We start from the raw sequence: 25007 nt of genomic DNA on the forward strand, positions 1-25007 counted from the left end.
TCACTCCAGGCGGCGCGGCGCCCGCCACAAGGCCAACGCCAAAAACGCCGACGCCATCAGAAATAAGGCCAATGCGTTGGGCAAAATCACTTCCCAAATGTCGCCGGCCAGGAATACGGTCTGCAAAATCGCCACGAAATAACGAGCCGCCACCAAATGGGTAAACAACTGCACCGCCCACGGCATGCTATCAATATTAAAAATAAATCCGGACAGGATAAAGGCCGGCAGAAAAGTCACCACAATGGCAATCTGCCCGGCGACAAACTGATTTTTGGCGGCTATGGAAATCAGCAAACCCATGCCTAGCGCCGCCAGCAAAAATAATGTGCCCGCCACCAGCAACACCCACAAAGAACCGACCAGCGGCACCTGAAACAAAAACACCGCCATGCCTATCGACAGCAACATGCCGCCCATGCCCAGCAAATAATACGGAATCAGTTTACCGAGCAACACTTCGCGGACACTGACCGGTGTGGAAATCAATGCTTCCATCGTGCCGCGCTCCCATTCGCGGGCCATCACCAAAGCGGTTAATAAGGCGCCGATCAAAGTCATAATCACCGCGATCAAGCCCGGCACCAGAAAATTACGGCTACGCAAGGCGCTGTTGTACCAAACCCGGGCGGCCAATTGCACCGGCTGCGCCGCTTCCTGTCCCTGCCAAGCGGCGCGAGCATTAAGCCAGGTTTCAAAAACGCCTTGCACATAACCGCTGGTCAGACGAGCGGTATTAGCATCGACGCCATTGACGATAACCTGAATCGGCGCCGGTTCGCTGCCGGTCAAGCGCTTATCGAAATCGGCCTGCAAATGCACGATGGCGTTGATTTTTCGAGTCAGCAAGGCCTGCTGAGCCTCACGCAGGTCGCGGAAATAATGCGCTTGAAAATAATCGGAATAATCGAAACCGGCGCTAAAACTGCGCGACGCCGGTGAAACATGCTCGACGACCAGGCCTATCGGCACGCGGCGAGCGTCCAGTGACACTCCATAACCGAACAACAACAGCAAGAACACCGGCATCGCAAACGCAATCGCCAGGCTGCTGGGATCGCGCAGCACTTGTAAAAACTCCTTACGAATCAAGCCTAGCAGGCGTTGGCTGGCGGCAGTCATCCGGACGACGCTCCTTTGAGTTCCAGCAAGCGAATGAAAGCCTCTTCCATGGTCTCGGCCGGCGCTTGCCCGACGGTTTGACTGCGGCGGCGAATCTCGGCCGGTGTGCCGGCGGCCAGGATGTCGCCCTCGCGCATGATCAACAGCCGGTCGCAATATTCGGCTTCTTCCATGAAATGCGTAGTGACCAATATCGTTACCCCTTGCGCCGCCAGGCTGTTGATGCGATTCCAAAACTCGCGGCGCGCCAGCGGATCGATGCCGGAAGTCGGTTCGTCGAGAAACAGAATCTCGGGCTCGTGCATCAGCGCGCAAGCCAGCGCCAGCCGTTGTTTGTAACCCAGCGGCAGATCGACGCTATTGGTGTCGGCAAACTCAGTGAGGTCAAACTCTTGAAGCGCCCAGGCTATACGCTCTGTTCGCCGCTTATGGCGTAAACCGTAGGCATGGCTGAAAAACTGTAGATTTTGCCTGACCGACAATTGTCCATATAGGGAAAACTTCTGTGACATATAACCAAGTCTGGCCCTGGCCTGGGCGGCTGCCGTGCGCAAATCCAGGCCGGCCACCCGCAAGCGGCCGTTGCTGGCCGGCAGCAAGCCGCATAACATTCTGAATGTCGTGGTCTTGCCGGCACCGTTGGCACCGAGCAAGCCGAAAATCTCGCCTTGCCGCACCTCGAAAGACAGTTTCTTAACCGCCTGAAAATTGCCGAACCAGCGGTCAACTTGCTCGACTTCAATCACTGCTGCGTGCTCCGTCGCCAAAAACCGCGAACCATTGCCGGGTACAAAACAGACGGTTTCCACTGGCGACTTTTCGTCGTGCCGGGCCAGCAGCAACATGATAAAAGCATCTTCCAAACGCGGCGGCACCGGCGTAATTCGCACTTGCTCGGCAGTATCGAATATCGCCGTCCAATCCGGCTGGCAATTGGCGCGCGCCACAGCCCGCACTGTGTCACCTTGTACCACCGAGTCGATTAAATCGGCATGCATCTGCAAACGTTGTTGCAGCAGGCGTTTACCCAGTACCGGACTGGACAACTGGTAACTGCAAGCCTCCGCCAGACGATGAAAGCCGGACGGTGCATCCTGATGCAGAATTTCGCCACTATCCAGCAATACCACCTGCTGGCAACGCTCGGCCTCGTCCATATAAGCGGTACTGAGTAAGACGGTGGTGCCGAACTCCGCCACCAAGGACTCGATAATTTGCCAGAGCTCACGGCGTGACAAGGGATCGACGCCGACCGACGGTTCATCCAGCAGCAATAATTTCGGCCGATTCAGCAAGGTGCAGGCCAAACCCAGTTTTTGTTTCATACCGCCGGATAGCTGACCGGCCAGACGCTGATTGAATTTTTGCAGATTGGTCATGCGCATCAACTCAGCGAAGCGCTGCTGCCTGTCCTGCAGCGATATGCCGTAAAGATCGGCGTAAAGATTGAGGTTTTCCAGCACGCTCAAGTCCTCATAAAGACCAAAACGCTGGGGCATATAGCCGATTAATTGGTGCAATTGGGCACCGGCGGCGGCCGTATCCAAACCAAAACTGCTTATGCTGCCGCTATCGGGCAACAACAAACCGGCCGCCAAGCGTAGCAAGGTGGTTTTGCCGGCACCGTCCGGACCCACCAAGGCCGTAACTTGGCCGAGCGACAGACTCAGGGAAATATCCCGCAAGGCCGGTACGACCCGGTCACCGGCGGTAAAGTGCTTGCTTACCGACCTGAAGGTCAATGGCGCCGGTGCGGCATCGGCCTCTATGGCAATCACAGCGCGGGTTCGCAGCTCGGTTGTGCCATCGGTGCTTGCTGGGTGTCTATCCTCACGGTGACCGGCATCCCCAGCCGCAATTGATCGTCCGGGTCGCAGGCGTAGATCCGTACTTGATAGACCAGGCTGGTGCGCAGCTCGGTGGTTTCCACCGTTTTAGGCGTAAATTCGGCAGTCGGCGACATGTACCCTACCCAACCTCTATAGCTTTTATCCGGAAAGCTGTCGCTGGCCAAACTAGCCGGCAGACCATAACGCAGTCGTCCCAAATCAGCTTCCGCCACATAGGTTCTCGCCCACAAAGGCTCGCGCAAGGCCAACGTCAATACCGGCTTTTGCGCGCTGGCCATGTCGCCGGGCTCCAGGATGCGGTTCTGGACCACCCCATCCTGCGGCGCATACAAGCGCGCATCGGCTAAGACTTTATCAGCCAGCTGTAAGGCGGCCTGATCGGCTTTCAGTTGTGCTTGCGCCGCTTGAATATCTTCCCGGCGTGGACCGATTTCGGTCAGCGCATATTGCTGTTTCAAGGCTTGCAGACTCTGCTGGGCCGCGTCGTATTGGGCTTGCGCCCGATCCAGGGACTCGGCGGAGCTTAGTTTGCGTTTGACCAACGCCTGAAAACGGACCAACTCTTTCTTAGCCAGTACCACCGCCGCTTCCGCCGCTTTGACATCATTGCCAGCCTTACCGATTTCCTGCGGCCGCGAACCGTGCAGCAGCTTATCCAGCTGATGTTGTTGCACATCCACTTTGGCTGCGGCCTGATCGCGGCTATATTGAAAGCGCTCCAACGCTTGCGCCGCCAACAATTGGCCGCGTTTGACCCGCTCGCCTTCCTGAACCAGGATCTGCTCGACGCGCTCCGGATCGTGAAAACTCAGTTCGACTTGGCGAATATCCATGTTGCCGTACAGGATCAAGGCATCGGTATGCCGATTTCCCTCCTTCAGATAAAAACCGCTGGCGACCAGCACAACGGCAGCTACTCCCCCAACGAGATACAGGCCTGGTTTACTAATCATCTATGAATTACCCGCCGCTGATTTAAACGTGTCGGCTCAGTATACTGAAAGCCGAGCCTGAGATGCATCTAACAACTTACCCCGCCAGTTAATCGATACTGTCCTTGGCCTTTACGCAGCTTCTTTAGTACACTGCGGGCAACCTTATTTTTCAGGCGCAGAGCGTATGACTTATTGTATTGCTGTCTCTCTAAAAGACGGACTGGTATTAACGTCGGATTCCAGAACCAACGCCGGCATCGACAATGTCAGCATTTACGGCAAAATGCACCCATTTTGTACGGCATCTGATCGGAAAATCGTACTGCTCAGCGCCGGCAATCTGGCGACCACGCAGGCCGTGATCGACCAGTTGAAGCGCGATATGAAAGAAGAGACCGAAGTGAATCTGGACACGGTCAACTATCTGTCGGAAGCCGCCGCCTATTTGGGGCGGATCAGCGTCGAAAAGCAGCGCCGCCATGTGGATGCCGGACAAAGCAGCTTCAATCCGTCCGCCACTTTTATTTTGGCGGGACAAATAGGCCAGGAGCCGCACGGCGCTTATTTGATTTATCCGGAAGGCAATTGCATCACTACCTCGCGGCAGACCCCTTATCTGCAAATCGGCGAAAACAAATACGGCAAACCGGTGCTGGACCGGTTTTTAAAAATCGATACCGCACTGCACGAAGCCGGGCGTTGCTGCTTGATTTCGATGGACTCAACGATGCGCAGTAATGCCAGCGTCGGCGCGCCGGTGGAGCTGTTGATTTATCACCGAGATACGCTGACACTGGACGAGTACTATTGCTTCCAGGAAGACAACGAATACTTAAGCAAAATCCGCAAGATGTGGCACGAAAAGCTGAAAGAAGCCTTCGCCACCCTGCCGCAGTTCAGTAAAGAGGATTCCCGGCCGTTGCCGGGCTGCATATAACGTCCACGCTTCATCCTAACTTGGGGCTATGGCACACAGATCATAGTTCCAAGCGGTTTCATTTATGCTGGGCATAGCCAATCCCGTTCGCCCTGAGGCAGGGTGGGTGGTGTTCTGCTCAGCAACTACGCCTGTGTGCTCTACTTATTGCATCCATGCACGGTTTACAACCGCCGCAACTGATTTTCAGGTTTATCGTCGATAACTCGTCACAATAGCCAGTAACCGCTACAATTGCCGACCCTAATCCAATTCCTGCCCGCCGACCCAGCCATGTTGCAGTTCGGCGATCAGAACCGCAGCTGGCGATGGCACAAACTCTAATTCAAAAAATTGATTACGGCTGGCGTTTACTGGCCACTGCGATCAGCTTTACCAGCTTCGGGATCGGTGGCGTGATGCTGTGGCTGCTGGTGTTTCCGCTCTTGGCAATATGGCCGGGCAGCCGCGCCGAAAAAGCCGGCCGCGGCCAATACACGGTGCATCTGAGTTTTTATATGTTTATAGGCTTGATGCACAGACTGGGCGTCATGAGCTATGAAGTGATAGGACTGGAAAAACTCAACCGTCCCCGCCAGCTGATTGTCGCCAACCACCCGACGCTGGTGGATGTGGTGTTTTTAATCAGCCGAATCAAACAAGCCAACTGCATCGTCAAGGCCAGCCTGTGGCACAACCCGGCGATGCGCGGCCCAATCTTGAATGCCGGCTATATCAGCAACGCCGATTCTGAAACGATGGTCAACGATTGCGCCGCTTGGCTGCAAAACGGCGGCACCATGATCATTTTTCCGGAAGGCACCCGCTCGGCGCCGGGCCGGCCTTATCGTTTTCAACGCGGCGCGGCAGCCATTGCTTTACAAGCCGATAGTATAATCACGCCGGTAACGCTGACCTGTAAACCCAGCACCCTCACCAAAACTCAAGCCTGGTACCAAATCCCGCACCGGCGTTTTCATTTGCAAATGATCGTCGGCGAGGATATCGAATTGCAGCCTTTCCGGGAGTTGCAACCACGCTCGATAGCGGTGCGGCGTTTAACGCAGTATTTACAGGATTATTTTACTCAACAACGAGAACGCCATGAGCGAGATGGAAACTGAATTAAAGCACCTGATTATCGACACGCTGGCACTGGAAGATGTCGATGCGGCGGACATCGACAGCCACGCCGCGCTGTTCAATGATGGCTTGGGCCTGGATTCCATAGACGCGCTGGAACTGGGCTTGGCGATACGTAAAAAGTATCAGGTAAAAATTGATGCCGAACGCGACGATGTGGTGAAAATCTTCAGTTCCGTGGCGGCCTTGGCGCAGTTTATCGAAGCAGCGCGGAGTTGAGAGAGTTTTGACGAGCCGATGCAATCCTAATCTTGCGGCGAAAAACGACAGACCTTATTCCGACCGCTGTGTTTGGCTTGATACAAACCCTTATCGGCCAAGTTCAGCAAATCGCCGATGCTGCTGTTTTTATCCGTCAGGGTAGCCACGCCAATGGATACGGTAAATTGCAATTCCAACCCCGATTCAACCGGAATCACGCTGTCGGCCACTACACTTCGGAGTCGTTCCGCCACCTCAAGTGCTTTAAGCAAGCCGGTTTCCGGCAATAAAATCGCAAATTCCTCGCCGCCCATGCGCCCGGGGATGTCGATTTCCCGCAAAACCTCCACCAAAATGCAGCCCAGTTTTTGCAGAGCCTGATCGCCGGCAGCATGGCCGTAGTTGTCGTTGACGGCTTTAAAATAGTCGATATCCAGCATCAGTACCGACAATGGATTGCCGTAACGATCACTGCGCGCCAACTCCGCTTCGCCCTGCTCCATGAAATAGCGGCGATTGGCGATGCCGGTCAGATAATCGATGCGCGCCTGACGCTCCAACTCCGCTTGCAGGGCTTTGCGCTCACTGATGTCGCGCACGAACGCACAGTTATATTCCAAACCCTCAAAAACCAGATAATTCGCGGCCACTTCCACCGGAATTTCCCGACCGTCTTTACAGCGATGGATGGCTTCCATTTTTAACGCGCCTTTTTGTTTGACTTCCTGCCAATGCGCGGGCCAATTTTCCGCCGTTAAATCCTTGTCTATATCCATTACCGAAAATGTCAACAACTCCTCGCGGCTATAGCCCAATACTTCGCAGGCTGTGTTGTTTACAAATTGGAATCTGGCATCAGCGGTTATCCAGTACAAACATTCAGTGGCTCTATCCACCGAAAACTGCGTCAGATGCAAAGCCTTTTCCGCCAGCTTGCGTTCGGTCACATCGTTGTAAATCGAGACAATTTCACCACCAGGCAATTTATACACATAATTTTCCCGCCAACCCTGAATCCGCTCATCACGGTAATATGAGGGCGGAAAAGCCTCCGGCGTCCCGGTTTTGGCGACCCGCCGCAATACATCCAACAGCCCGAATTCGAATACCCCCGGAAACATCTCGGTCAGTTTTTTACCGATCAATTCTTTGCGGGTGATTTTTTCGATCTGCTCGGCAGCCTTGTTAAAGCCGATGATAATGAAATCCCGGCCGTCCTCGCTGGCCCGGTATACCGCCACGCCGCTACTCATGTGTTTGAATAATGCCGATAAGCGTGCTTCGCTGGCGGCCAGGGCGCGTTTTTCCAGCAGCAACTGCTGATTGTTTTGAAACAGTTGCTCGGTTCTTTCTTCGACGCGCCGATTCAGTTCGTTATTAAGCTCCGCCAGTTCCGCCGCCGCCAGTTTTTGCTGCAACCGGTCCGCACCGTGTTTGGCAAAGGCTTGCGCGAGTTGCGCGTACATTTCCGTGATAGTTTCCAGCCGCTGCCTGGCAATGACCGGGACCTTGCTGATGCTTTGCAGATAACTAGCTTCCTCGAACCCATATCGCCTGGCCTGACTGCGGAAGAATTCCAGATCCGGAGGATCAATAAAACATTGACCGGTAAAAATATTGGCGACGTGCTGGCCCTCGACGATAATCGGCATAGCCGAATCTACCAACCCGTTCAGACATTTGTAGATTGCAAACCGCTCTCCCTTCAACATGCTTTCAACCAATGCCGTATCGCTTTCTATGCAGTTACTGCAGGTGTTGTGGTTGACCCGATGAAATTTTACACAGGCATCTTGCCAGCCGGCGTTGGTGATAACAACGCCGTCGGTATCGATAATGGCGTTAGGTATGCCGATCACCCGGTACAAATCGTCCATCAGCGTTTGCAGACTGGCAAGATCGACAAGTTGGGCGTATTTGATGGTGTTTTCGGACATCAGCTGGTGTGGAATCGAGCATTGAAGTTAACAGTCTGTCGTGTGAGCTTGATAATAGCAGCATTCCCGTGAAGCGGAACTGAAAAACACTGGATTTTGGCTAGCGATAAATACCCGGCAAGCTTTACAGGCATGGCATTGACGCGAAAGAATGCTTAGCAAGCATGCTATGGCGCCCAAGCTTGGTCGTTCGCCAACGGGCAAAGCCCTATCCTCCGTTCAACGGACAAACGGCCTCCCGATGAACGGTTACAGCTTAGTCAATTTTTCTTGGCTCCCCATTGACGCGATAGGGTGCTCTAAATCTGATGTGCTGATGTTAGAAGGTGCACCTGTTGAGTTACTCAATGCGGTCAATATCTGGTTTTTCATTGTTATCGGGTTCCCACGCGCTGCGTGGGAACCAAAATATTCCGCGCTGCGGTCACGCATGCCGCAGCGCGGCCAAGCCCGACATCCCCACGCAGCGCGTGGGAACGAGAAAAATATTTAGTCTGGTTGAGCACAGGATAAGACAATCTCCAATTTTCTTTTGTCAATCAAACCTTGCTCCGCCGACAATGGCCAATACTTATGTTCGGATTTTGTAAAAGCCACCTTTCCAACGATTATATACGATTGATATTCTGCCATTTTGGCCATTACCGAATACGATCCCAGAGCTGATTTACAGCCGCACTCAGCAATTGATTTAATTATTTTGGCATCAAACGAGAGGACAGGAATCCCATTCTCGATGGACGTTTGTATGTCATTAACAGCGATGCAGGCAGACAACTGATTATTAAGTTGTATGGATTCTGGTTCATTGGCTGTCGCACACGAAACGATAAAAAAAACGCCTAAAACACTAATCTTTCGTGCCACCATTAGTAGGTCTCCCATCAACATAAGACACCTTGATAATCAATGCGCTCTTTTGGGTTGTTTTATAATAAGTTGTAGTACCATCAAAATGCTATCGTGATAGCAAAAGCCAGGGAGGTACGCGGTGCGTACCCTACCGGGCTTTTAGAACATTCCTCTTAGAGGTTGCAATTACAGTTTTAACGACAATGGTTTCCCAAGTCGGGCGCTTTGGAATACACGCCAGCCAAACAAAATAAAACAGCTAGGCAGAGCAATTGAAAAAGGGGCCAACAGCAAATACAACACTGGGGCTTCGCTTTGAAGCAAAGTTACACTCTGCGTTCGAGTGCCGAACGAGATTACACCTTCAATTAAACAGAGATATGTCAATCCGATTGTGGTTACTAAAGAAAGACCAGAGATGTATAAACCAATATACATCGTTTGAAGTCTCCTTCTGGCATCCTTTGTTTTAACCATGAAGACTGGTACAGCAATACAAATAAGCAATCCAGATATAACAAAAATTGCGATCATCATAGAAACCGGCTCCTTGCAAAGGGCTAACCAGGTGCAGCCTAGAAAGCTAGGGGCTGTTGCCGTTTCACATCGGTAACCATATAAATGCACAAGCCAGGGCGATAGCACCTTCAAAATTGCGTTTTAGTTTGTCATATCGGGTGGCAATAGCTCTAAAATGTTTCAGTCGCGCAAATACGTTTTCAACGAGGTGGCGATATTTATAGAGACACCAGTCCATTTCCTCATTCCCGACTATTGAATTTTGTTTTCTTGGGATGATGGGGACTGTGCCTTGGTCTCGAATTTGAATCCGTAACGGCTCGCTGTCATACCCTTTGTCTGCAATCATGTAGCCCGCCTGGGGGAGCTTGGCCACAAATTCCGGCGCTTCTTTGCAGTCATGTACTTCGCCCCCCGTAATCGAGAACTGGATGGGAAGTCCACCGGCATCAACCGCCATATGGATTTTGGTCGTGTTGCCTGCGACCGATTTCCCGATGGCTGTTGGATTTTCATGGGCGCCGCCGCTACTGTGTTGATGGGCTTTAATAATGCTGCCATCAATAAATAGCCATTCCAAATCAGGCTCAATCACTAGCGCCTGAAAGATACCCCTCAGCTTTTCTTGCAGTGACCAGGCATTGAAGCGCTTGTACACGGCATTCCACTTGCCAAAAGCGACGGGCAAGTCTCGCCAAGGGCAGCCAACACGCAAACGATAAAAAATCCCTTCGACCGTTTGCCGAAGACCGGGTTTGTCGTAAATGCTGAAACTCAACATAATCGTTTTTAGCTTTTCCCAGTGGGTATCTGTAAGCAGTTGGCGTGGCATTCGCTAGTTATCGTTTGATTGAAAACTCAATCAATATGGCTCGCCAATCGATTTTCAAAGGGATTATGACAAAATGGCAACAGCCCCTAGAATAAAATATAAAAAGGTCGTAGATACCAATTAGAAAGGGGTAACCGGACAAACGCGGTTCAACCAACCACTCTAAACGCCTTTGACAACCCAACAACCTCCGCCTTTTTCAACGACTTACTCAGCAACATATAAGTATCCCGATCAAAGGCCGGAACACCGGCCTGCAATAGCTCGGCTATCTCCGCTTCGTTTTTCGCTGTACCCAGATAACACCAGCGATCGATCACATGCAATTCCTCGCCTTCGCGCACACCAATCGCGCCCGGATAAGGCCAGACGGCGAGTTTGAGTTTTTGCATGGCGATCAACAGCCGCGCCGCGTGGGCCAGCGGGGCTTCCAAACCGACGCAGGCGCCGCGGCATTTTTTGATCTGGTGACCAAAGCAAGGCCGGCCGGCGGCGGTTTTTTCCAGGCCCAACACGCTGAGGCACAGGCCGTGCTGTTCGGCAACGCCGCGCAAGGCTTTCTGGGCGTCGCGCTGGCTGTGGTAAAGGCCGTACAAATTGTCCTGGGCGCCAAAATCGAGCTCGCCGGCCCAACTCAACACCGGCTTGAGCTGTTCGCCGTGTTGTTGCAATTGCCAGGCGCACAAGGCGTTTTTGCGGCGCAGGCGCTGGTTGTGCACCGGGGTTTTTTCCTTGATCAAGCGTGCTTCCAGCAATAGCGCGCCCAGCTCGCCGGCGGTTTCGATCCAGTCGATGCGGCGCAGTTGCTGGGCCAGACTCATCTCCTTGCTGTTCTTATGGTCGGCGCCGAAATGCGCCAGCACCCGGTTGCGGATGTTGACGCTTTTACCGATGTACAGCGGCAGGTCGTTCTCGCCGTAAAACAGCTAAACGCCGGGCGTTTCCGGCAAATCGTGGATTAAGTTTGGGTCGATGTTGGACGGCAGACTGGAGCGGCCGACCAAACGCTGGGCAGCTTGATCGACCACCGCCTCCGAGAACTGCTCGCAGGCTTGATTCCAGAATTGGTGAATCAATTGGGCATCGGCCAAGGCCCGGTGCCGGTCTTTGGCCTGCAAACCATGCCGTTCGATCAGGCTGTCCAGATTATGCCTGTGGTACTGCGGATACAAAGCCCGCGACAGTTTGACGGTACATAACACTTGCGGCCGAAAGCTCATGTCCAACCGGCTGAATTCGTTCTTCAAAAACCCGTAGTCAAAACGGGCGTTGTGAGCAATGAACAAGCGCCCTTCCAACAATTCCGCCACTTCACAGGCCACTTGGGCAAAGCTGGGCATCTGCGCTACCATCTCGTTGCTGATGCCGGTCATTTGTTCGATGAACAACGGAATCCGGGTTTGCGGGTTGAGCAGTTGATTCCATTCCCGCACGCCGTCTTCATCGACCAGCACGATGCCGATTTCGGTGATGCGGTCTTTGGTGGCGGTGGCGCCGGTGGTTTCCAGGTCGACGAAGGCCAGCGGCTGGTTAACGTGCTTCAGCATCGCACTCCGCGGCGGCTTGCGCCCAGTCCAGCGGACAACTGCAAAACACATGGCGGTCGCCGTAGACGCTGTCGATGCGCCCGACCGGCGGCCAATATTTGTCGTCGTGCTGGTGGCTATCCGGGAAGAAGGCTTTTTGCCGGGAATACGGCAAATGCCAGTCCTCCAGCAACAGGCGATGGGTATGCGGGGCGTTGTGCAGCACGTTATTGTCCGGGTCGGCGCTGCCGGTTTCGATCTCACGAATTTCGTCGCGAATCGCGATCATCGCTGCGCAGAAACGGTCGATTTCGGTTTTGTTCTCGCTTTCGGTGGGTTCGATCATCAAGGTATCCGGCACCGGAAACGACACGGTCGGCGCATGGAAACCGTAATCGATCAGGCGTTTGGCGATGTCCTCGACCGTGACGTTGGCGGTTTTTTTGAAGGCGTGGCAATCGATGATGCATTCGTGCGCCACCCAGCCGTTAGCGTCGGTGTAAAGAATCGGGTAATGCGGCGCCAGCCGGCGGGCGATGTAATTGGCATTCATGATCGCGGTTAGCGTGGCCCGGCGCAGGCCGGTAGCGCCCATCATCGCGATGTAGGCCCAGGAAATCGTCAAAATACTCGCCGAGCCCCACGGTGCCGCCGATACGGTACCGACCGTGCCGTGCTCGCCCTTGGCGGGATTGACGCCTTCCACGAGTGGGTGATCCGGCAAGTACGGCGCCAGATGCGCACCCACGCCGATAGGCCCTACGCCGGGACCGCCGCCGCCGTGCGGGATGCAAAACGTCTTGTGCAAATTCAAATGCGCCACGTCCGCGCCAATCTTGCCGGGCCGACATAGACCGACCAAGGCGTTGAAATTAGCGCCATCCATATACACTTGGCCACCGTGTTGATGAACGATGTCGCAGATTTCCCGAAACGCTTGTTCGTAAACGCCGTGGGTGGACGGATAGGTAATCATCAACGCCGCCAAGGTGTCGCGGTACTGCTCGGCCTTGGCGCGCAGATCGGCGACATCGACGTTGCCGTGGTCGTCGCAGGCCACCACCACAACCTGCAACCCGGCCAAGGTCGCGCTGGCCGGGTTGGTGCCATGCGCCGAGGCCGGAATCAGGCAGATGTTGCGTTGACCCTGGCCGTTGACCTGGTGGTATTTGCGGATAACCAGCAGGCCGGTGTATTCGCCTTGCGAGCCGGCATTGGGTTGCAGGGAAAAGGCATCGAAGCCGGTCAAATCGCAGAGCATGTCCTCCAGCTCGGCGAATAATTGCTGATACCCTTGGGCTTGATACAGCGGCGCAAACGGATGCATGGCATTGAATTCGTAGAACGAAATCGCCTGCATTTCGGTAGCGGCATTGAGTTTCATCGTGCACGAACCCAGCGGGATCATCGCCCGGTCCAAGGCAATATCGCGGCGCGCCAGCCGGCGCATGTAGCGCATCATCTCGGTTTCCGAATGGTACAGACTGAACACTGGATGGCTCAGAACTGCGTCGTCGCGCAATAGCGTATCCGGGATGCATTCGCCCAGTGTCGCATCCAACACGGCAATGTCCGGCAACTCGGCAATCGGCGAAGCGAACACCTGCCACAAGGTCCGTAAATGCTCGCGGTTGGTGGTTTCGTCCAGGGCAACCCCCAGCGTATCGGCATCGATAACCCGCAGATTGATATTCACATCAGCCGCCTGCGCGGCGATGCGGCGGGCGCGATTCGGCACGCTGACCACCACGGTATCGAAATAACATTGGCTCAGCACTTGATGGCCGCCTTGCACCAAACCCGCTGCCAGAATCTGCGCATAGCGATGCACCCGGCCGGCGATTAGGCGCAGCCCTTCCGCGCCGTGATAGACCGCATAAAAACCGGCAATCACCGCCAGCAGAACCTGCGATGTACAGATATTGCTGGTGGCCTTGTCGCGGCGAATGTGTTGCTCGCGGGTTTGCAGGGCCATTCGCAAAGCGATCTGGCCGTGACTGTCTTTGGACACACCAATCAAGCGCCCGGGCATCGAGCGCTTGAATTCGTCGCGGGTGGCAAAAAACGCCGCGTGCGGACCGCCGTAACCCATAGGCACACCAAACCTCTGAGCGCTGCCTACCGCGATGTCCACATCGAAGGCCACTGGCGGTTTAAGCAAAACCAAACTTAGTAAATCAGCCGCTACCGTGACCAATGCTTGTTTGCCATGAGCAATCGTGGTCGCTTCGGTCAAATCGCGGATTTCGCCACTGGAGCCCGGATATTGCAGAATCAAGGCAAAAAAATCGTGTTGCGCCAGATTGTCGAACGGATCGGCGACCACCACTTCGTAGCCCAAGGAGCCGGCCCGAGTCTGCACCACCGCGATAGTTTGCGGATGGCAATCTTTATCGATCAACACGGTGTTGGACGGGCTTTTTGCTAGCCGCCGCGACATGGTCATTGCTTCCGCCGCCGCAGTCGCTTCGTCCAGCAGCGAGGCGTTGGCGATATCCATACCGGTCAAATCGATGATCATTTGCTGAAAATTCAATAAAGCTTCCAGCCGGCCCTGCCCGACTTCGGCTTGATACGGCGTGTAGGCGGTGTACCAGCCGGGGTTTTCCAGGACGTTGCGCTTGATCACCGCCGGCATGATGGTGTCGTAGTAACCCATGCCTATCATCGATACCAACACCTTGTTGCGCTCGCGCATTTTGCGCAAGTATTTGATCACCGCGCGTTCGCTGATGGTATTGGTGAGTTTCAGCGGTTCGTGATTCAAAATATTGGCCGGAATCACTTGGCCGACAATCTGTTCCAGATCGCTCAAGCCCAGCTCGGCCAGCATCTCCTGGGTCTGTTGAGCATTGGGACCAATGTGGCGTTGAATGAAATTACCGCGCATTTCCAGTTGGTCGAGACGGACGTTTTTTGCAGACATGGGCTTACCTTCTTAAGTAGCGGTGCGGAACGAAAGGTAGCGAAGTGACCGTCACCGAAATAGCAGAGTTCCGCACCAGCGCGGTTAATCCGGTACTCGGCTCGGCAAATCGGCGATCCAGCAGCGCCATCGCCACCGGCCGATTTAGACTCGGCGAGAAACTGCCGCTGGTCACCGTGCCGATTGGCCGGTCTTGATGCACAATCTCACAGCCGTCCCGCACTGGAATACGGCCATCCACCAGTAAGCCGACGCGCACTCGCTCCGCGCCATCCTGCCGTTGCTGCAGAATTTTTTCCGCGCCGGGAAAATCGCTGTGGCCTTTTTTGAATATCCACTGCAAACCCGCTTCGATAGGTGTGATCGATTCGTTAAGCTCGTGTCCATACAGGCACAAACCGGCTTCCAAGCGCAGCGTATCGCGAGCCCCCAGGCCAATCGGTTCAACGCCCTCTTCCGCCAACAGCAAACGGGCGATGCGCTCGGCCTCGGCTTGCGGTAAGGATATTTCAAAGCCGTCTTCGCCAGTGTAGCCGCTACGGCTGATGTGGCATAGGGTTCCGGCAATCTCGGTGGCGCACGCTTGCATAAATTTCAGCTCGCCGACCTCCGCCGTAAACTTGGCCAGCACCGCTGCCGCAGCCGGCCCTTGTAAGGCAAACAGGGCTAACTCAGCTAACGCTTCGAATAAGTAATCGGCCGGTAATTGGCTGCGCAGATAAGCAAAATCCTTGTCCTTGCAACCGGCATTGACGATGAGGGATAAGCCGGATTCGATGCGGGTGACGATGATGTCGTCGATAACGCCGCCGTTGGCGTTGGTGAGAACCGTATATTTCTGCGCGCCGCACTTTAAATCGACGATGCCGCCGGGCGTGAGTTTTTCTAAGGCCTCTGCCGCGCCTTCGCCCAATATTCGGCACTGGCCCATATGGGAAATATCGAAGAAACCGGCCTGGCTGCGGCAGTGCAAATGCTCGTGAATGATGCCGTTTTTGTATTGCACCGGCATCTGGTAACCGGCAAACGTGGTCATCTTGGCACCTAGTTGCCGATGTAAATCGTATAAGGGGGTTTGCTTTGAACTATTCACCTGGCCATCCCGTGTGGATTAGTAATGGTGCAAGTCTAGCCGCGCAGTGCGGCCAAACCAAGGTATTTAGCATTAATGCCGCACACAATATCGTTTGGCAATTTTCGAAAAAACAGTTTTGCGTTCCACCAACACGGCCATTCCGCAGTCCGTCAATCGGCAATCGCCTGGAGATAATGCGCCCGCGATAATACATACATGGGGCTGGAGGAAATTGAGACGATGGCCTGGCCTACATTGTCGACGGCCAGCTCGCGCACTTGCCCGACGACATCCACCACCACCCAGACTTTGATCGGGTCCAGCCGTATTGGCCAGTCACTGCGGGCATCATCCGTCCGCCAGATCATCAAAGTCTCACCAAAATAAGCGGCCTGGACCTTATCGTCGTGGGTATCGACGGCTCGATAAGGCCAGCCGTCAATCAGCGCGCCGGCGGTATACATGGCCGCTTCGCCGGGCTTATGGCCCAAGGAATAGTCCCAGATTCGGCCGTAAGCCAGGTCATATTCGTGGGCGATGCAAAACGCTACACCCAGATAATCCGGACGGCTGTTGACCCAGGCGATGATTTTCGCTACCTGCTCGGCCTGCCAGCGCCGGCCGCTGAAACCGTGCATGGCCTTGGCACCGGTTTCGCCAAGCCAGAACGGCAATTTGTTGCTGCGGCCCAGGCTGGCATAGCTTGCCAGCACGCCCCGCTCATCTTCGTTGGAACCATTACCAATCGGCCCGCCAAAACGCGGCGGCTGTTGCGGATAGGCGTGCACGTCCCAAGCATCTTGGTAGTTGTCCAAACCCAATTGCAATACCTGTTTAAACCAATCGCCCTCGCCTGGCCTGACCAAGCTGCCGCCGACAACATGCGCATCGCTGCGGGCTTGATGGGCTTGTTGATATTCCCATTTCGCTCGTTCGACCCAATGCGCCGGCTCGCGCAGCGCTTGCCAATCGGCTTCATGGCGGATGTCTATTTCGTTTGTGGCTTTGAAATAGCGAGTGTAAGCCGCCGCAGATTGGATAAAGCTTTGGCCGTCGGTAGGCTTGTCGTTCAACCAATTGCTGTCGCCGGAGGAATCGGCAAATAACTGCAAACCGCGCTGTTTGGCTCGTTCCCACAGCGGCTTATAGTCGGGAGCAAATCCCGGATAGCTGCCGTAGCTTCTGATAATCCCCATCCGTTCCAGCCAAGCAAAATAGCCGCCAGACTGCCTGAAACTTTTGTCACCGTCGGCCAGCGCGTAGTAATCGTTGTTCCAGAGTTTCTTTTGCGCCAGCCGTTGCTTTTGGGCGGCATTGCCGCCGACCACACTAAAACCGTCGGCCGGATAATGCATGATCAAGCGGCCGTCGGTCGTATACAAGGACGGATAGACCGCGTAATAACCCGGCTCAAGAAGCTTGCCAAAATCGACTTCAATCTGACCGGGAAAAGTATCGTTGACTTCCCGTTCGGCGATTTGTTTGCCGCTGTAATCGACTAGGCGCAGACGGCATTTTGCCGGGAAGCGCAGTAGCGGCGGCGCTAAAGTCGTTTCTTCCAAAATCGGCTGCCAGCGTAAATCCACCTTTAACTTCAGCGCATCCCCCGGATGCAGCAGGTTGGCAGGTGCATCAACGAACACGATAGGCCGTAACTTTGTGGCAATCTGTTGTAAAGCCAGATCCGCATCGGGATCGCTAACTTGGGTTGTCAAGCCTGCCGATGTCTGTCCGGCTGTATCGGTAAATGCCCCGGAGAAATAAAAGCGCTGTCCTTGCTCATGTTGCATCACCAGTTTCAGCAACAGGCTATGCCAGCCAGGAGCCAGGTTTAGCGCCGCCACTTGCGGCGACTGCATACGCTCGGCACTGGCGGTTGCCAGCAAGCCTTCCGTGGTCAAGCCATGCAATAGCGTTTTGACCTGAGTACCCATAGATTTGGTAAAGCCGGCGGGTGGTCTTGGATCATCGGTAAACGTAATAGATTGACCATCCAGCCAGCCGGCTGATTTGATACCGGATTGCCGTAGATGCAACAGCGTTGGCGTTGCTTGCTGGGCATGAATGTAAAGCTGCGCATAGCCGGTGCCGCGCGACCAACCATAAGCATGTGCCGTGCTGGCTTCTATGTCGGCGTCACCGTTGGCCTGAGTTGCTGCGATGCGCCAATCGCGCATTTTGCCACCCATCATTTCCAGGCTCAGATAGGCTTGCTGAGGGTTGGGCCGTAAGATAGTTTCCGTATCCAGGCCAAACACCGATACGCCGGCTTGGCCGTCTTGCAAACCTCCGACCAGCCAAGCCATTGGCACACCGTTTTGCAACGGTGTCGGCGGCAGGGAATTCACTTGGGCGGGTATCGGCATAGTGCCGAATTTGCCTGGTTCAGCCAGAAATTTGAGCACATCCGTTGCTGCGACGGGCTGAGTCAATACACCGAGCACTGTGAAATGGTCGTCGGCGATTACTGCGGCGGGCAGAGTCTTGATGTTTAATTGCCCGGCCATCGCTTCGGCTTCGGGGCCGAGCAAATAAGTAACCGGCAAATTTTCGTAGACCGGTCGCGCCGCATCCGCAGCCAAGCCGCGAAATAACCTCTCGGCATGCTCGCCCTTGCCATCCAACAGATAAAGGCGGCGCGGGCCTGCTGCGGCAGGTTTGGTCAACGCCAAAAAGCGATTTCTGGCCTGAGCCTCCTCGGCGGACATCCACTCGCCAAGCGGTTTATCTAGTTTCAATAAAAACGCGTCGAAAACTTTGGCTCCGTCAGCCTTGCCGCTATTTTCGATGTCCAGCCAACGGTCGCCAGGCAACAATGTCACGCCGGCAGGTGCCGGCAACCATTGGTATTCCCATGGGGTGTTGTTAGTAAGGGCAAACTCGGTGCGAGTCGCCAGTTCTTCAGGTTTTGCACCGGCCTTGACGATGAAGCGTTGTTTGACCTGAGACACTTCGCCGCCACTTTTATAGCGGGCCAGCAATCGATATTCCCCAGGCTTAAGGGCTGCCGGCAATGCAAAACGAAAACTACCGCCCCAATCGCCAAACCCTTGATGAAACAATAATGCTTCATCCTGCTCGATGGCCAGTGCGCCGGTATTGTGGCCCGCCGTGGCGCTGCCAGTCACAACGTCGAGATAGCGCGGCTTGGGCAACGCCGCCAAGGTTGGCGCCTTGCCTAATTCCAACAACACTGCCGGTTGATCCACACTACCCACCCAAGGCAGCGCCCCCCACGGCGAAGCCAACAAAAACGCATCGAACACTTTGGCATCGTGACCATTGCCGCTGTTGCGAATTTCCATCACCTTATCACCGGCTTTCAGCGACACCGGCTTATCGCCGGTCATCCAGGCGTATTCCCAGCCGCTGGGTTTCAGCGCAAAGCTGCCGCGCAACGCCAACTGACCGGTATCCGGTCCCGCCCAAACTTCAAAAATCTGTACGCAAACAGTCGGATCGCCGCCCTGCCGCCAGCGCGCCCAAAATTTAAAATCACCCGCCGCAGGCTGGGTTAAGTTGAACCGAAAAGCCGCCGGCCATGCGCCGAAGCCGGCATGCAACACGTTGACAGCATCAGGCTCGACTTGCCAACTGACGCCGGCTTGCGGTTCCGGCAGCGCTTGGCCTTGCACGATCTGGACACCGGGCAGGGTATGAGATAGTGCAGAAGGCGCACTGCCCAACTCAAGCAAGAAGGCCGGGTGCTGCGGCGTGGGATTAATGGGGAGATTATGAGTTGCGTCATTTAATCCGGCCTGGCTCGCACCAGGAACGGCTATTGCCAGCAGACAGGGAAAAATGAAACAAGTAGAGGCCGAAAACAGCCGAATGAATACAGCGCAGGGAGGCATCGCAAATCCTTGTCGGTCAAAAACACCCGAGACCAGCTCGGGAGCGAACACATCCTTGTCGGCACCATGATAAAACAGCACGACAAAAATTTCCGCTTTAGCTTGACCGGCACCGCCGATAGATATTGGCTGACGCAAATTCTTTAGCCCGAGGACTAATGACAAGGTGTTGTGCCGAAACAGTAAAGCCTAATAGGGTATCGCCTAATGGAATTACAGATTAGGCCTTAACCTTTTAATGTTGGCTTACGAGGGAAGACAGACTTCGGCCAGTAGCGGACTGCTGCGTTTCGACCATCAGTGACCGAAGTTGGATGGTTTGCTGCCTGAGAGTTTAGCTATATCTGCTTGATTGCAAGACCTCACCCGGACTCCGCCGACTTCCGAATCGTGGCTTCACCGAAAGCCTCAATGCCGGACGGGGCGTTTTCATCGTCCGAAACGTTTGGGAGTGCTTTAATTGAAGCGAATCATTTGATTCAGGAGGCAAAGTAGCGGCGAGGCGCCGTGAAACGTTTGGTATGGACTTGCAAAGCCCTTCCCGCCGAGAAAGTCTAGCGTTGTATACTAGGCAGACTAAGGAATGTCATGAGAACACAATGCACTCACTAATTGCTTTTGCCACTCAATGGGGCAGTAAATTCGGTGGAATCAACGCCTTTAACACCGACTTTTTAAGTGCCTTCGGCGTCGCCTATCCCACACAGCTTCAGGTCATTTGCATTGTTTCCAGTACCACAGAGGCTGAAATTGCCGATGCCAAAAATGCCAATGTCACCCTAGTAACACTTCCTTACCCACCGAGTGACAAGCTATTCACAGACCAGCAAGCCAACACCGCCATCGACGAACTCGCCAAACAAGGCATCCCGCTAACCCCAGAATTAACCATCTGGCTCGGTCATGACCGAATCAGTGGTCGCGCAGCACTCCAAGCGGCCAAGCAATTCGGTGGTCGCTCTGCGCTGATTCACCACATGAGCTATGCAGCCTACGAAGCTTACGCCGAAGACTCACACTCAGCGCACAGCAAATCAACTGACCAAGGAGCGATATTTAAGCAAGCCGACTTGTGTTTAGCGGTTGGCCCAAGCTTGCACACTGCGCTTTGCGACTTGGTTGACGTCAAACCCGAACAAGTTCATCAAATCATTCCAGGCTTGGCTGAAATTGACCCGCGCAACAACACCCCACAAAAATTCAGCGCCTTTATTAGTGGCCGTTTGAGTGATGATGCTGCCCGTATCAAACAAGCGCACCTCGGAATTGCCGCATTTGCTAAAGCAATAAAACAAGCGCAAAACAACCAAGCCCCAGAAAAACTGATTAATCAGCCAAAGCTGGTTTTACGCGGCGTCGATTTTGAATCACGCCTTGATTACAACCAAAGCCAATCTACCAACCCAGAACTTGAATTGCTGCAATTTGCTGAAAGCTACGCTGATCAAGTCATCACCTTACACGCACTACCGTATACCCAAGATCGAGCAGAGCTATACAACGACTTAAAGTCTGCCTGCGTGGCCATGATGCCCTCCTGGCACGAAGGTTTTGGTTTGGTGGCGTGGGAAGCGATTGCCGCGTGCGTGCCGTTGATTATCAGTACGCAAAGCGGTGTCTACCAACTGCTTAAACAACGAGGGCTTGACGGATTTGTCTATCCCACACAGGTTCGCGGCAAAACCGAAACCCCGTTTTTCCACGATGACGACCTAGCCAACGTCGCAACAGCGTTAATCAAAATTGCGGTGGACGTTGACGCCGCCAAACAAAAAGCCCACAAGCTGAAAACCGATTTAGCAGCCTACACCTGGTCGGCCTGTGTGGAAGAAATTGCAAAAGCATGTTTTAAGTGGCACATCGAAAAAGGCAGCCCCAAGCTAGAGACAGCGACTGCGCAACCGCCACAACTCAGTAGCCCACAACAACCATTTAGCGATTCGCCACTGACGCTACCCGTCAAACAATGGCGCGCCGATTTAGGCTATGCCGAAAGCCAGATGCTCCGCGCCGATTTTGCGTTGGTTCCGTTTGATCCGGGCCGCCAAACCGAGTTGGATACGCTCAACGCATGGCTGGATAACCAAGATGGCAACGATTACCCCATCAAAACTCGCTTGCTGACGGGCGCCGGTGGCTTGGGCAAAACCCGCTTGGCGATTGAGTTGTGCCAACAACGCATGAACAGCGGCTGGCATTGCGGCTTTCTCAGTCGTGAAGATTCGGCACAAACCTGGGCCAAGTTGCAAACCGCACAAAAACCGCTGCTTATCGTGATTGATTACGCGGAAACCCGTCAGGAAACCTTATTAAACCTGCTTAAAGCCCGGCTCAAAGCGGAATACCCACATCCGGTTCGCTTGTTATTACTGGCGCGTGGTGGTGGCGAGTGGTGGGATCAACTGCCCAGCAAAGACGCCGAATGCGAAGCACTATTAAACGGTTATGCCACCTCCGGACCATACGTGTTGCCAGAGCTCTATCTGGATCAAAACAGCCGCCAACAAGCCTATAAAAATGCGTTAGTGGCCTACGCAACCGCCACCGGCCGGCAAATCCCGGCGGGCATCCCTGATCTAAGCGGCGAACATTTTGCCAAACCGCTGTATCTACAAATGGCAGCGCTGTTGGCGCTATACGGTGAACGCCCCTCCACCGCAATCGGCTTAACCCAATCGTTGCTGAATCACGAACGGCGTTATTGGCTGGAAACGCTCAAGGCGTTGGACTTAATCAATCCACAACAACACGCCCTGGACTTGCTGGCACTAACCACATTAAGCAACGGCTTCAAAACCCCGAAACAGGCTTACGAGTATTACGCCAAAGCCAAACCGGGCTTGATCTCCCAGCCCGTTTTTAGTCATCTATTCAAGCAATTAGAGCCACTGTATCCCGGTACGCAAGGCTTACAAAGCATCCAGCCCGACATATTCGGCGAAGCGCTGGTTGCGCAAAGCCTGCAACCAACAACCTGCCTGGATTTGCTCAACGTGGTTTTAGGTAACTCCGCCGAAAAGACGGTTCAACAGCATGCGCTGACAATTTTGGCGCGATTGAGTCTGCATGCGCCGGAATTGGATGGCGTGTTGATTCAAGCCATGCAAAGCAATTTCGTCGCCTGCTGTTTGGAACTGGTAGATGTTGCCGTGCAAACGCAAAGTCGTTTGCCTAATCTGGCGCAGCAAGCTTTCCAACAATTAACGCTACAACAAAAAAGCCAAGCGGCGGGGTTATTGGAAAACCGCTTCGAACACGAATCACTTTGTTTAGCGGAATTAGCCTATGAAGTGGCTTTTTTCATCAAAGAAAAATCAGCGCATAAACTACAAAAAAAACCAACTGATATTCAGTTATTGTCTAAGCATGCTGCTGATTTGCGTAGTCTAGCTGTGGATGCCTCTCGGTTAGGTAAAGCCATTGATGCTGTTAATTTTGGAGGCCAAGCTTTACAAGTCTTCAAACAACTTATACAGCGCGACCAAGTCCAATTTGAGCCTGATTACGCCCTTTCGCTCAACAACTATGCTAGTCACCTGAGTGATTTAGGCCAAAACATTGAAGTGGTAGGCTATGCCCAGCAGGCGCTGGTAATCCACGAACGCTTGGCGCAACAAAGACCGGATCGATTTGAGCCAGATTACGCTATGTCGCTCAGCAACTATGCGAGTCACCTGATGAATTTAGACCGGAACGATGAGGCGACAGGCTATGCCCTGCAGGCGCTCACAATCCGTGAACGCTTGGCGCAACAAAGACCGGATCTATTTGAGCCAGATTACGCTGTATCGCTCAGCAACTATGCGAGTCATCTGAGTGATTTAGGCCGGAACGACGAGGCGGCAGACTATGCCCAGCAGGCGCTGGCAATCCGTGAACGCTTGGCGCAACAAAGACCGGATCGATTTGAGCCAGATTACGCTGTATCGCTCAGCAACTATGCGAGTCATCTGAGTGATTTAGGCCGGAACGATGAGGCCGCAGGCTATGCCCAGCAGGCGCTGGCAATCCGTGAACGCTTGGTGCAACAAAGACCGGATCGATTTGAGCCGGGTTACGCCAACTCGCTGAACAATTATGCGAATTGCCTGGGTGATTTAGGCCGGAACGATGAGGCCGCAGGCTATGCCCAGCAGGCGCTGGCAATCCGTGAACGCTTGGCACAACAAAGACCGGATCGATTTGAGCCGGGTTACTCCAACTCGCTGAACAATTATGCGAATCGCCTGAGTGATTTAGGCCGGAACGACGAGGCGGCAGACTATGCCCAGCAGGCTCTGGAAATCCACGAACGCTTGGCGCAACAGAGACCGGATCGGTTTGAGCCGGATTACGCCCTGTCGCTCAGCAACTATGCGAATCGTCTCGGTGATTTAGGCCGGAACGATGAGGCGACAGACTATGCCCAGCAGGCGCTGGCAATCTATGAACGCTTGGTGCAACAAAGACCGGATCGGTTTGAGCCGGATTACGCTATGTCGCTCAGCAATTATGCGAATCGCCTCGGTGATTTAGGCCGGAACGACGAGGCGGTAGACTATGCCCGGCAGGCGCTGACAATTCTTGAACGCTTGGCGCTGAAAACCCCGCAACGATTTAACATCGACCACTTTAATGTTCAATGTTATTGGTTATTTGCTGAATGGCTGAGCTTATCGACTGCTTCGGTTAGCCTAGAATTTGAGCAAATTGATCAATTACCGGATTTTATTGCCATACACAAACAACCCGTCTGTCTGTTTTATGGGCGTTTTGTGCAAGGCTGTTTAAGCCAAAATGCCGCTCAGCAGTTTCAGCGAGCCATCGCCCTCTGGTCGCAACTGACCAAGTCAGATCAGCAAAATAATCGCGCCGAGTTTTTATGTGTTTGTGCTTGGTTAGCTCAATACGACGCCGAGGCACTGCCTGAGCAAAACTGGCTGGATGTCTGGCAACAGTTTACCCGGCAACGCCAAGACCGCTTACCAAAATGGCTGGAAACCGTGGCGGCACGATTGGGCTTTTCATGGCCCCAGTCAACCAATTTGGCCTAACTTGCCGCCGTGAGCGAGACGGATTTTGTAAATCCGTCCCCAACGTTTTAAGTCGGCAATCCACGCGAGTAAACCGTTACGAACGGAATAAATATTCCGTTCGGCAAGGACAATGCCGTTAAGTTAAGATGATGATCGGCACGGGATGACGGGCATTGCGCCGGTCACCTCTACCACACCACCGGACTTGAGGTTTTCCGAATCCGGCGGTTGAACCCAATGACTTATTGAGCACCGTGTTCAGCATTGGGCTTCTTGCCATCCGCCACGCGCGGACCGATATGCT

The 25007-nt window shown here is 54.0% G+C and carries 16 protein-coding genes; 4 read left to right on the plus strand and 12 right to left on the minus strand.

All coding sequences use genetic code 11. The annotated features are described in order from the left end of the window. The 3 genes from ACR02O_RS21970 to ACR02O_RS21980 are packed head-to-tail and all read right to left on the minus strand — an operon-like array spanning position 1 to position 3925. Complete coding sequence (locus tag ACR02O_RS21970) at positions 1–1122, minus strand: ABC transporter permease (RefSeq protein WP_494522386.1); 1122 nt, start codon at positions 1120–1122, stop codon at positions 1–3. Further along, on the minus strand, positions 1119–2900 hold the full coding sequence (locus tag ACR02O_RS21975) for an ATP-binding cassette domain-containing protein (protein WP_201799015.1): 1782 nt from the start codon (positions 2898–2900) through the stop codon (positions 1119–1121). Before ACR02O_RS21975 ends, ACR02O_RS21970 begins: the two co-directional genes overlap by 4 nt. Beyond that, positions 2897–3925, minus strand: a complete 1029-nt coding sequence (locus ACR02O_RS21980) for an HlyD family secretion protein (RefSeq protein WP_051669824.1) — start codon at positions 3923–3925, stop codon at positions 2897–2899. Before ACR02O_RS21980 ends, ACR02O_RS21975 begins: the two co-directional genes overlap by 4 nt. 166 nt (positions 3926–4091) lie before the next feature. On the opposite strand from ACR02O_RS21980, the gene ACR02O_RS21985 reads away from it, so the two are divergent. From ACR02O_RS21985 to ACR02O_RS21995, 3 genes are all read left to right on the plus strand, one after another. Then, positions 4092–4844 (plus strand): proteasome-type protease, encoded by a 753-nt coding sequence (locus ACR02O_RS21985; RefSeq protein ID WP_033156074.1) that lies wholly within the window; start codon positions 4092–4094, stop codon positions 4842–4844. 308 nt (positions 4845–5152) lie between these two features. After that, positions 5153–5947, plus strand: coding sequence for a lysophospholipid acyltransferase family protein (locus tag ACR02O_RS21990; RefSeq protein ID WP_458138331.1), 795 nt, complete (start codon positions 5153–5155; stop codon positions 5945–5947). Further along, positions 5937–6185: a phosphopantetheine-binding protein gene (locus ACR02O_RS21995; RefSeq protein ID WP_458139194.1), complete on the plus strand. Its 249-nt coding sequence runs from the start codon at positions 5937–5939 to the stop codon at positions 6183–6185. The genes ACR02O_RS21990 and ACR02O_RS21995 overlap by 11 nt, the downstream gene beginning before the upstream one ends. A gap of 26 nt (positions 6186–6211) precedes the next feature. Here ACR02O_RS21995 and ACR02O_RS22000 read toward each other — a convergent pair whose 3' ends face one another. The 9 genes from ACR02O_RS22000 to ACR02O_RS22040 all read right to left on the minus strand — a co-directional run bounded on the left by ACR02O_RS22000 (position 6212) and on the right by ACR02O_RS22040 (position 19853). Then, a complete protein-coding gene (locus ACR02O_RS22000; RefSeq protein ID WP_458138332.1) occupies positions 6212–8104 on the minus strand; it encodes a diguanylate cyclase in 1893 nt (630 codons plus the stop codon). 489 nt (positions 8105–8593) lie between these two features. After that, positions 8594–8995 (minus strand): DUF2195 family protein, encoded by a 402-nt coding sequence (locus tag ACR02O_RS22005; protein WP_458138334.1) that lies wholly within the window; start codon positions 8993–8995, stop codon positions 8594–8596. Positions 8996–9142: 147 nt separating this feature from the next. Then, positions 9143–9493, minus strand: a complete 351-nt coding sequence (locus tag ACR02O_RS22010; RefSeq protein WP_129871340.1) for a hypothetical protein — start codon at positions 9491–9493, stop codon at positions 9143–9145. A gap of 64 nt (positions 9494–9557) precedes the next feature. Then, entirely contained in the window at positions 9558–10307 is a 750-nt protein-coding gene (locus tag ACR02O_RS22015) for an IS5 family transposase (protein WP_129871393.1), read from the minus strand. Positions 10308–10456: 149 nt separating this feature from the next. Then, positions 10457–11233, minus strand: coding sequence for a hypothetical protein (locus ACR02O_RS22020; protein WP_494523478.1), 777 nt, complete (start codon positions 11231–11233; stop codon positions 10457–10459). Then, positions 11234–11854, minus strand: a complete 621-nt coding sequence (locus ACR02O_RS22025; RefSeq protein WP_494522387.1) for a 3'-5' exonuclease — start codon at positions 11852–11854, stop codon at positions 11234–11236. Next, complete coding sequence (gcvP, locus tag ACR02O_RS22030) at positions 11838–14759, minus strand: aminomethyl-transferring glycine dehydrogenase (protein WP_458138336.1); 2922 nt, start codon at positions 14757–14759, stop codon at positions 11838–11840. Before gcvP ends, ACR02O_RS22025 begins: the two co-directional genes overlap by 17 nt. A gap of 4 nt (positions 14760–14763) precedes the next feature. Continuing rightward, positions 14764–15852, minus strand: a complete 1089-nt coding sequence (gcvT, locus tag ACR02O_RS22035; protein WP_494522388.1) for a glycine cleavage system aminomethyltransferase GcvT — start codon at positions 15850–15852, stop codon at positions 14764–14766. Positions 15853–16004: 152 nt separating this feature from the next. Beyond that, positions 16005–19853 (minus strand): hypothetical protein, encoded by a 3849-nt coding sequence (locus ACR02O_RS22040; RefSeq protein ID WP_494522389.1) that lies wholly within the window; start codon positions 19851–19853, stop codon positions 16005–16007. A 434-nt stretch (positions 19854–20287) separates the two neighbouring features. On the opposite strand from ACR02O_RS22040, the gene ACR02O_RS22045 reads away from it, so the two are divergent. Continuing rightward, on the plus strand, positions 20288–24721 hold the full coding sequence (locus tag ACR02O_RS22045; RefSeq protein ID WP_494522390.1) for a tetratricopeptide repeat protein: 4434 nt from the start codon (positions 20288–20290) through the stop codon (positions 24719–24721). The last annotated feature ends 286 nt before the right edge of the window (positions 24722–25007 follow it).

It is taken from the genome of Methylomonas sp. PHL2-19, assembly GCF_059331595.1.

What these genes read in the sequence shown, in the direction of transcription:
- ACR02O_RS21970 (WP_494522386.1), bottom strand. Translation starts at nt 1,122, where the DNA reads ATGACTGCCGCCAGCCAACGCCTGCTAGGCTTGATTCGTAAGGAGTTT.
- ACR02O_RS21980 (WP_051669824.1), bottom strand. Translation starts at nt 3,925, where the DNA reads ATGATTAGTAAACCAGGCCTGTATCTCGTTGGGGGAGTAGCTGCCGTT.
- ACR02O_RS21985 (WP_033156074.1), top strand. Translation starts at nt 4,092, where the DNA reads ATGACTTATTGTATTGCTGTCTCTCTAAAAGACGGACTGGTATTAACG.
- ACR02O_RS21990 (WP_458138331.1), top strand. Translation starts at nt 5,153, where the DNA reads ATGGCACAAACTCTAATTCAAAAAATTGATTACGGCTGGCGTTTACTG.
- ACR02O_RS21995 (WP_458139194.1), top strand. Translation starts at nt 5,937, where the DNA reads ATGGAAACTGAATTAAAGCACCTGATTATCGACACGCTGGCACTGGAA.
- ACR02O_RS22000 (WP_458138332.1), bottom strand. Translation starts at nt 8,104, where the DNA reads ATGTCCGAAAACACCATCAAATACGCCCAACTTGTCGATCTTGCCAGT.
- ACR02O_RS22005 (WP_458138334.1), bottom strand. Translation starts at nt 8,995, where the DNA reads ATGTTGATGGGAGACCTACTAATGGTGGCACGAAAGATTAGTGTTTTA.
- ACR02O_RS22010 (WP_129871340.1), bottom strand. Translation starts at nt 9,493, where the DNA reads ATGATGATCGCAATTTTTGTTATATCTGGATTGCTTATTTGTATTGCT.
- ACR02O_RS22015 (WP_129871393.1), bottom strand. Translation starts at nt 10,307, where the DNA reads ATGCCACGCCAACTGCTTACAGATACCCACTGGGAAAAGCTAAAAACG.
- ACR02O_RS22025 (WP_494522387.1), bottom strand. Translation starts at nt 11,854, where the DNA reads ATGCTGAAGCACGTTAACCAGCCGCTGGCCTTCGTCGACCTGGAAACC.
- gcvP (WP_458138336.1), bottom strand. Translation starts at nt 14,759, where the DNA reads ATGTCTGCAAAAAACGTCCGTCTCGACCAACTGGAAATGCGCGGTAAT.
- ACR02O_RS22045 (WP_494522390.1), top strand. Translation starts at nt 20,288, where the DNA reads ATGCACTCACTAATTGCTTTTGCCACTCAATGGGGCAGTAAATTCGGT.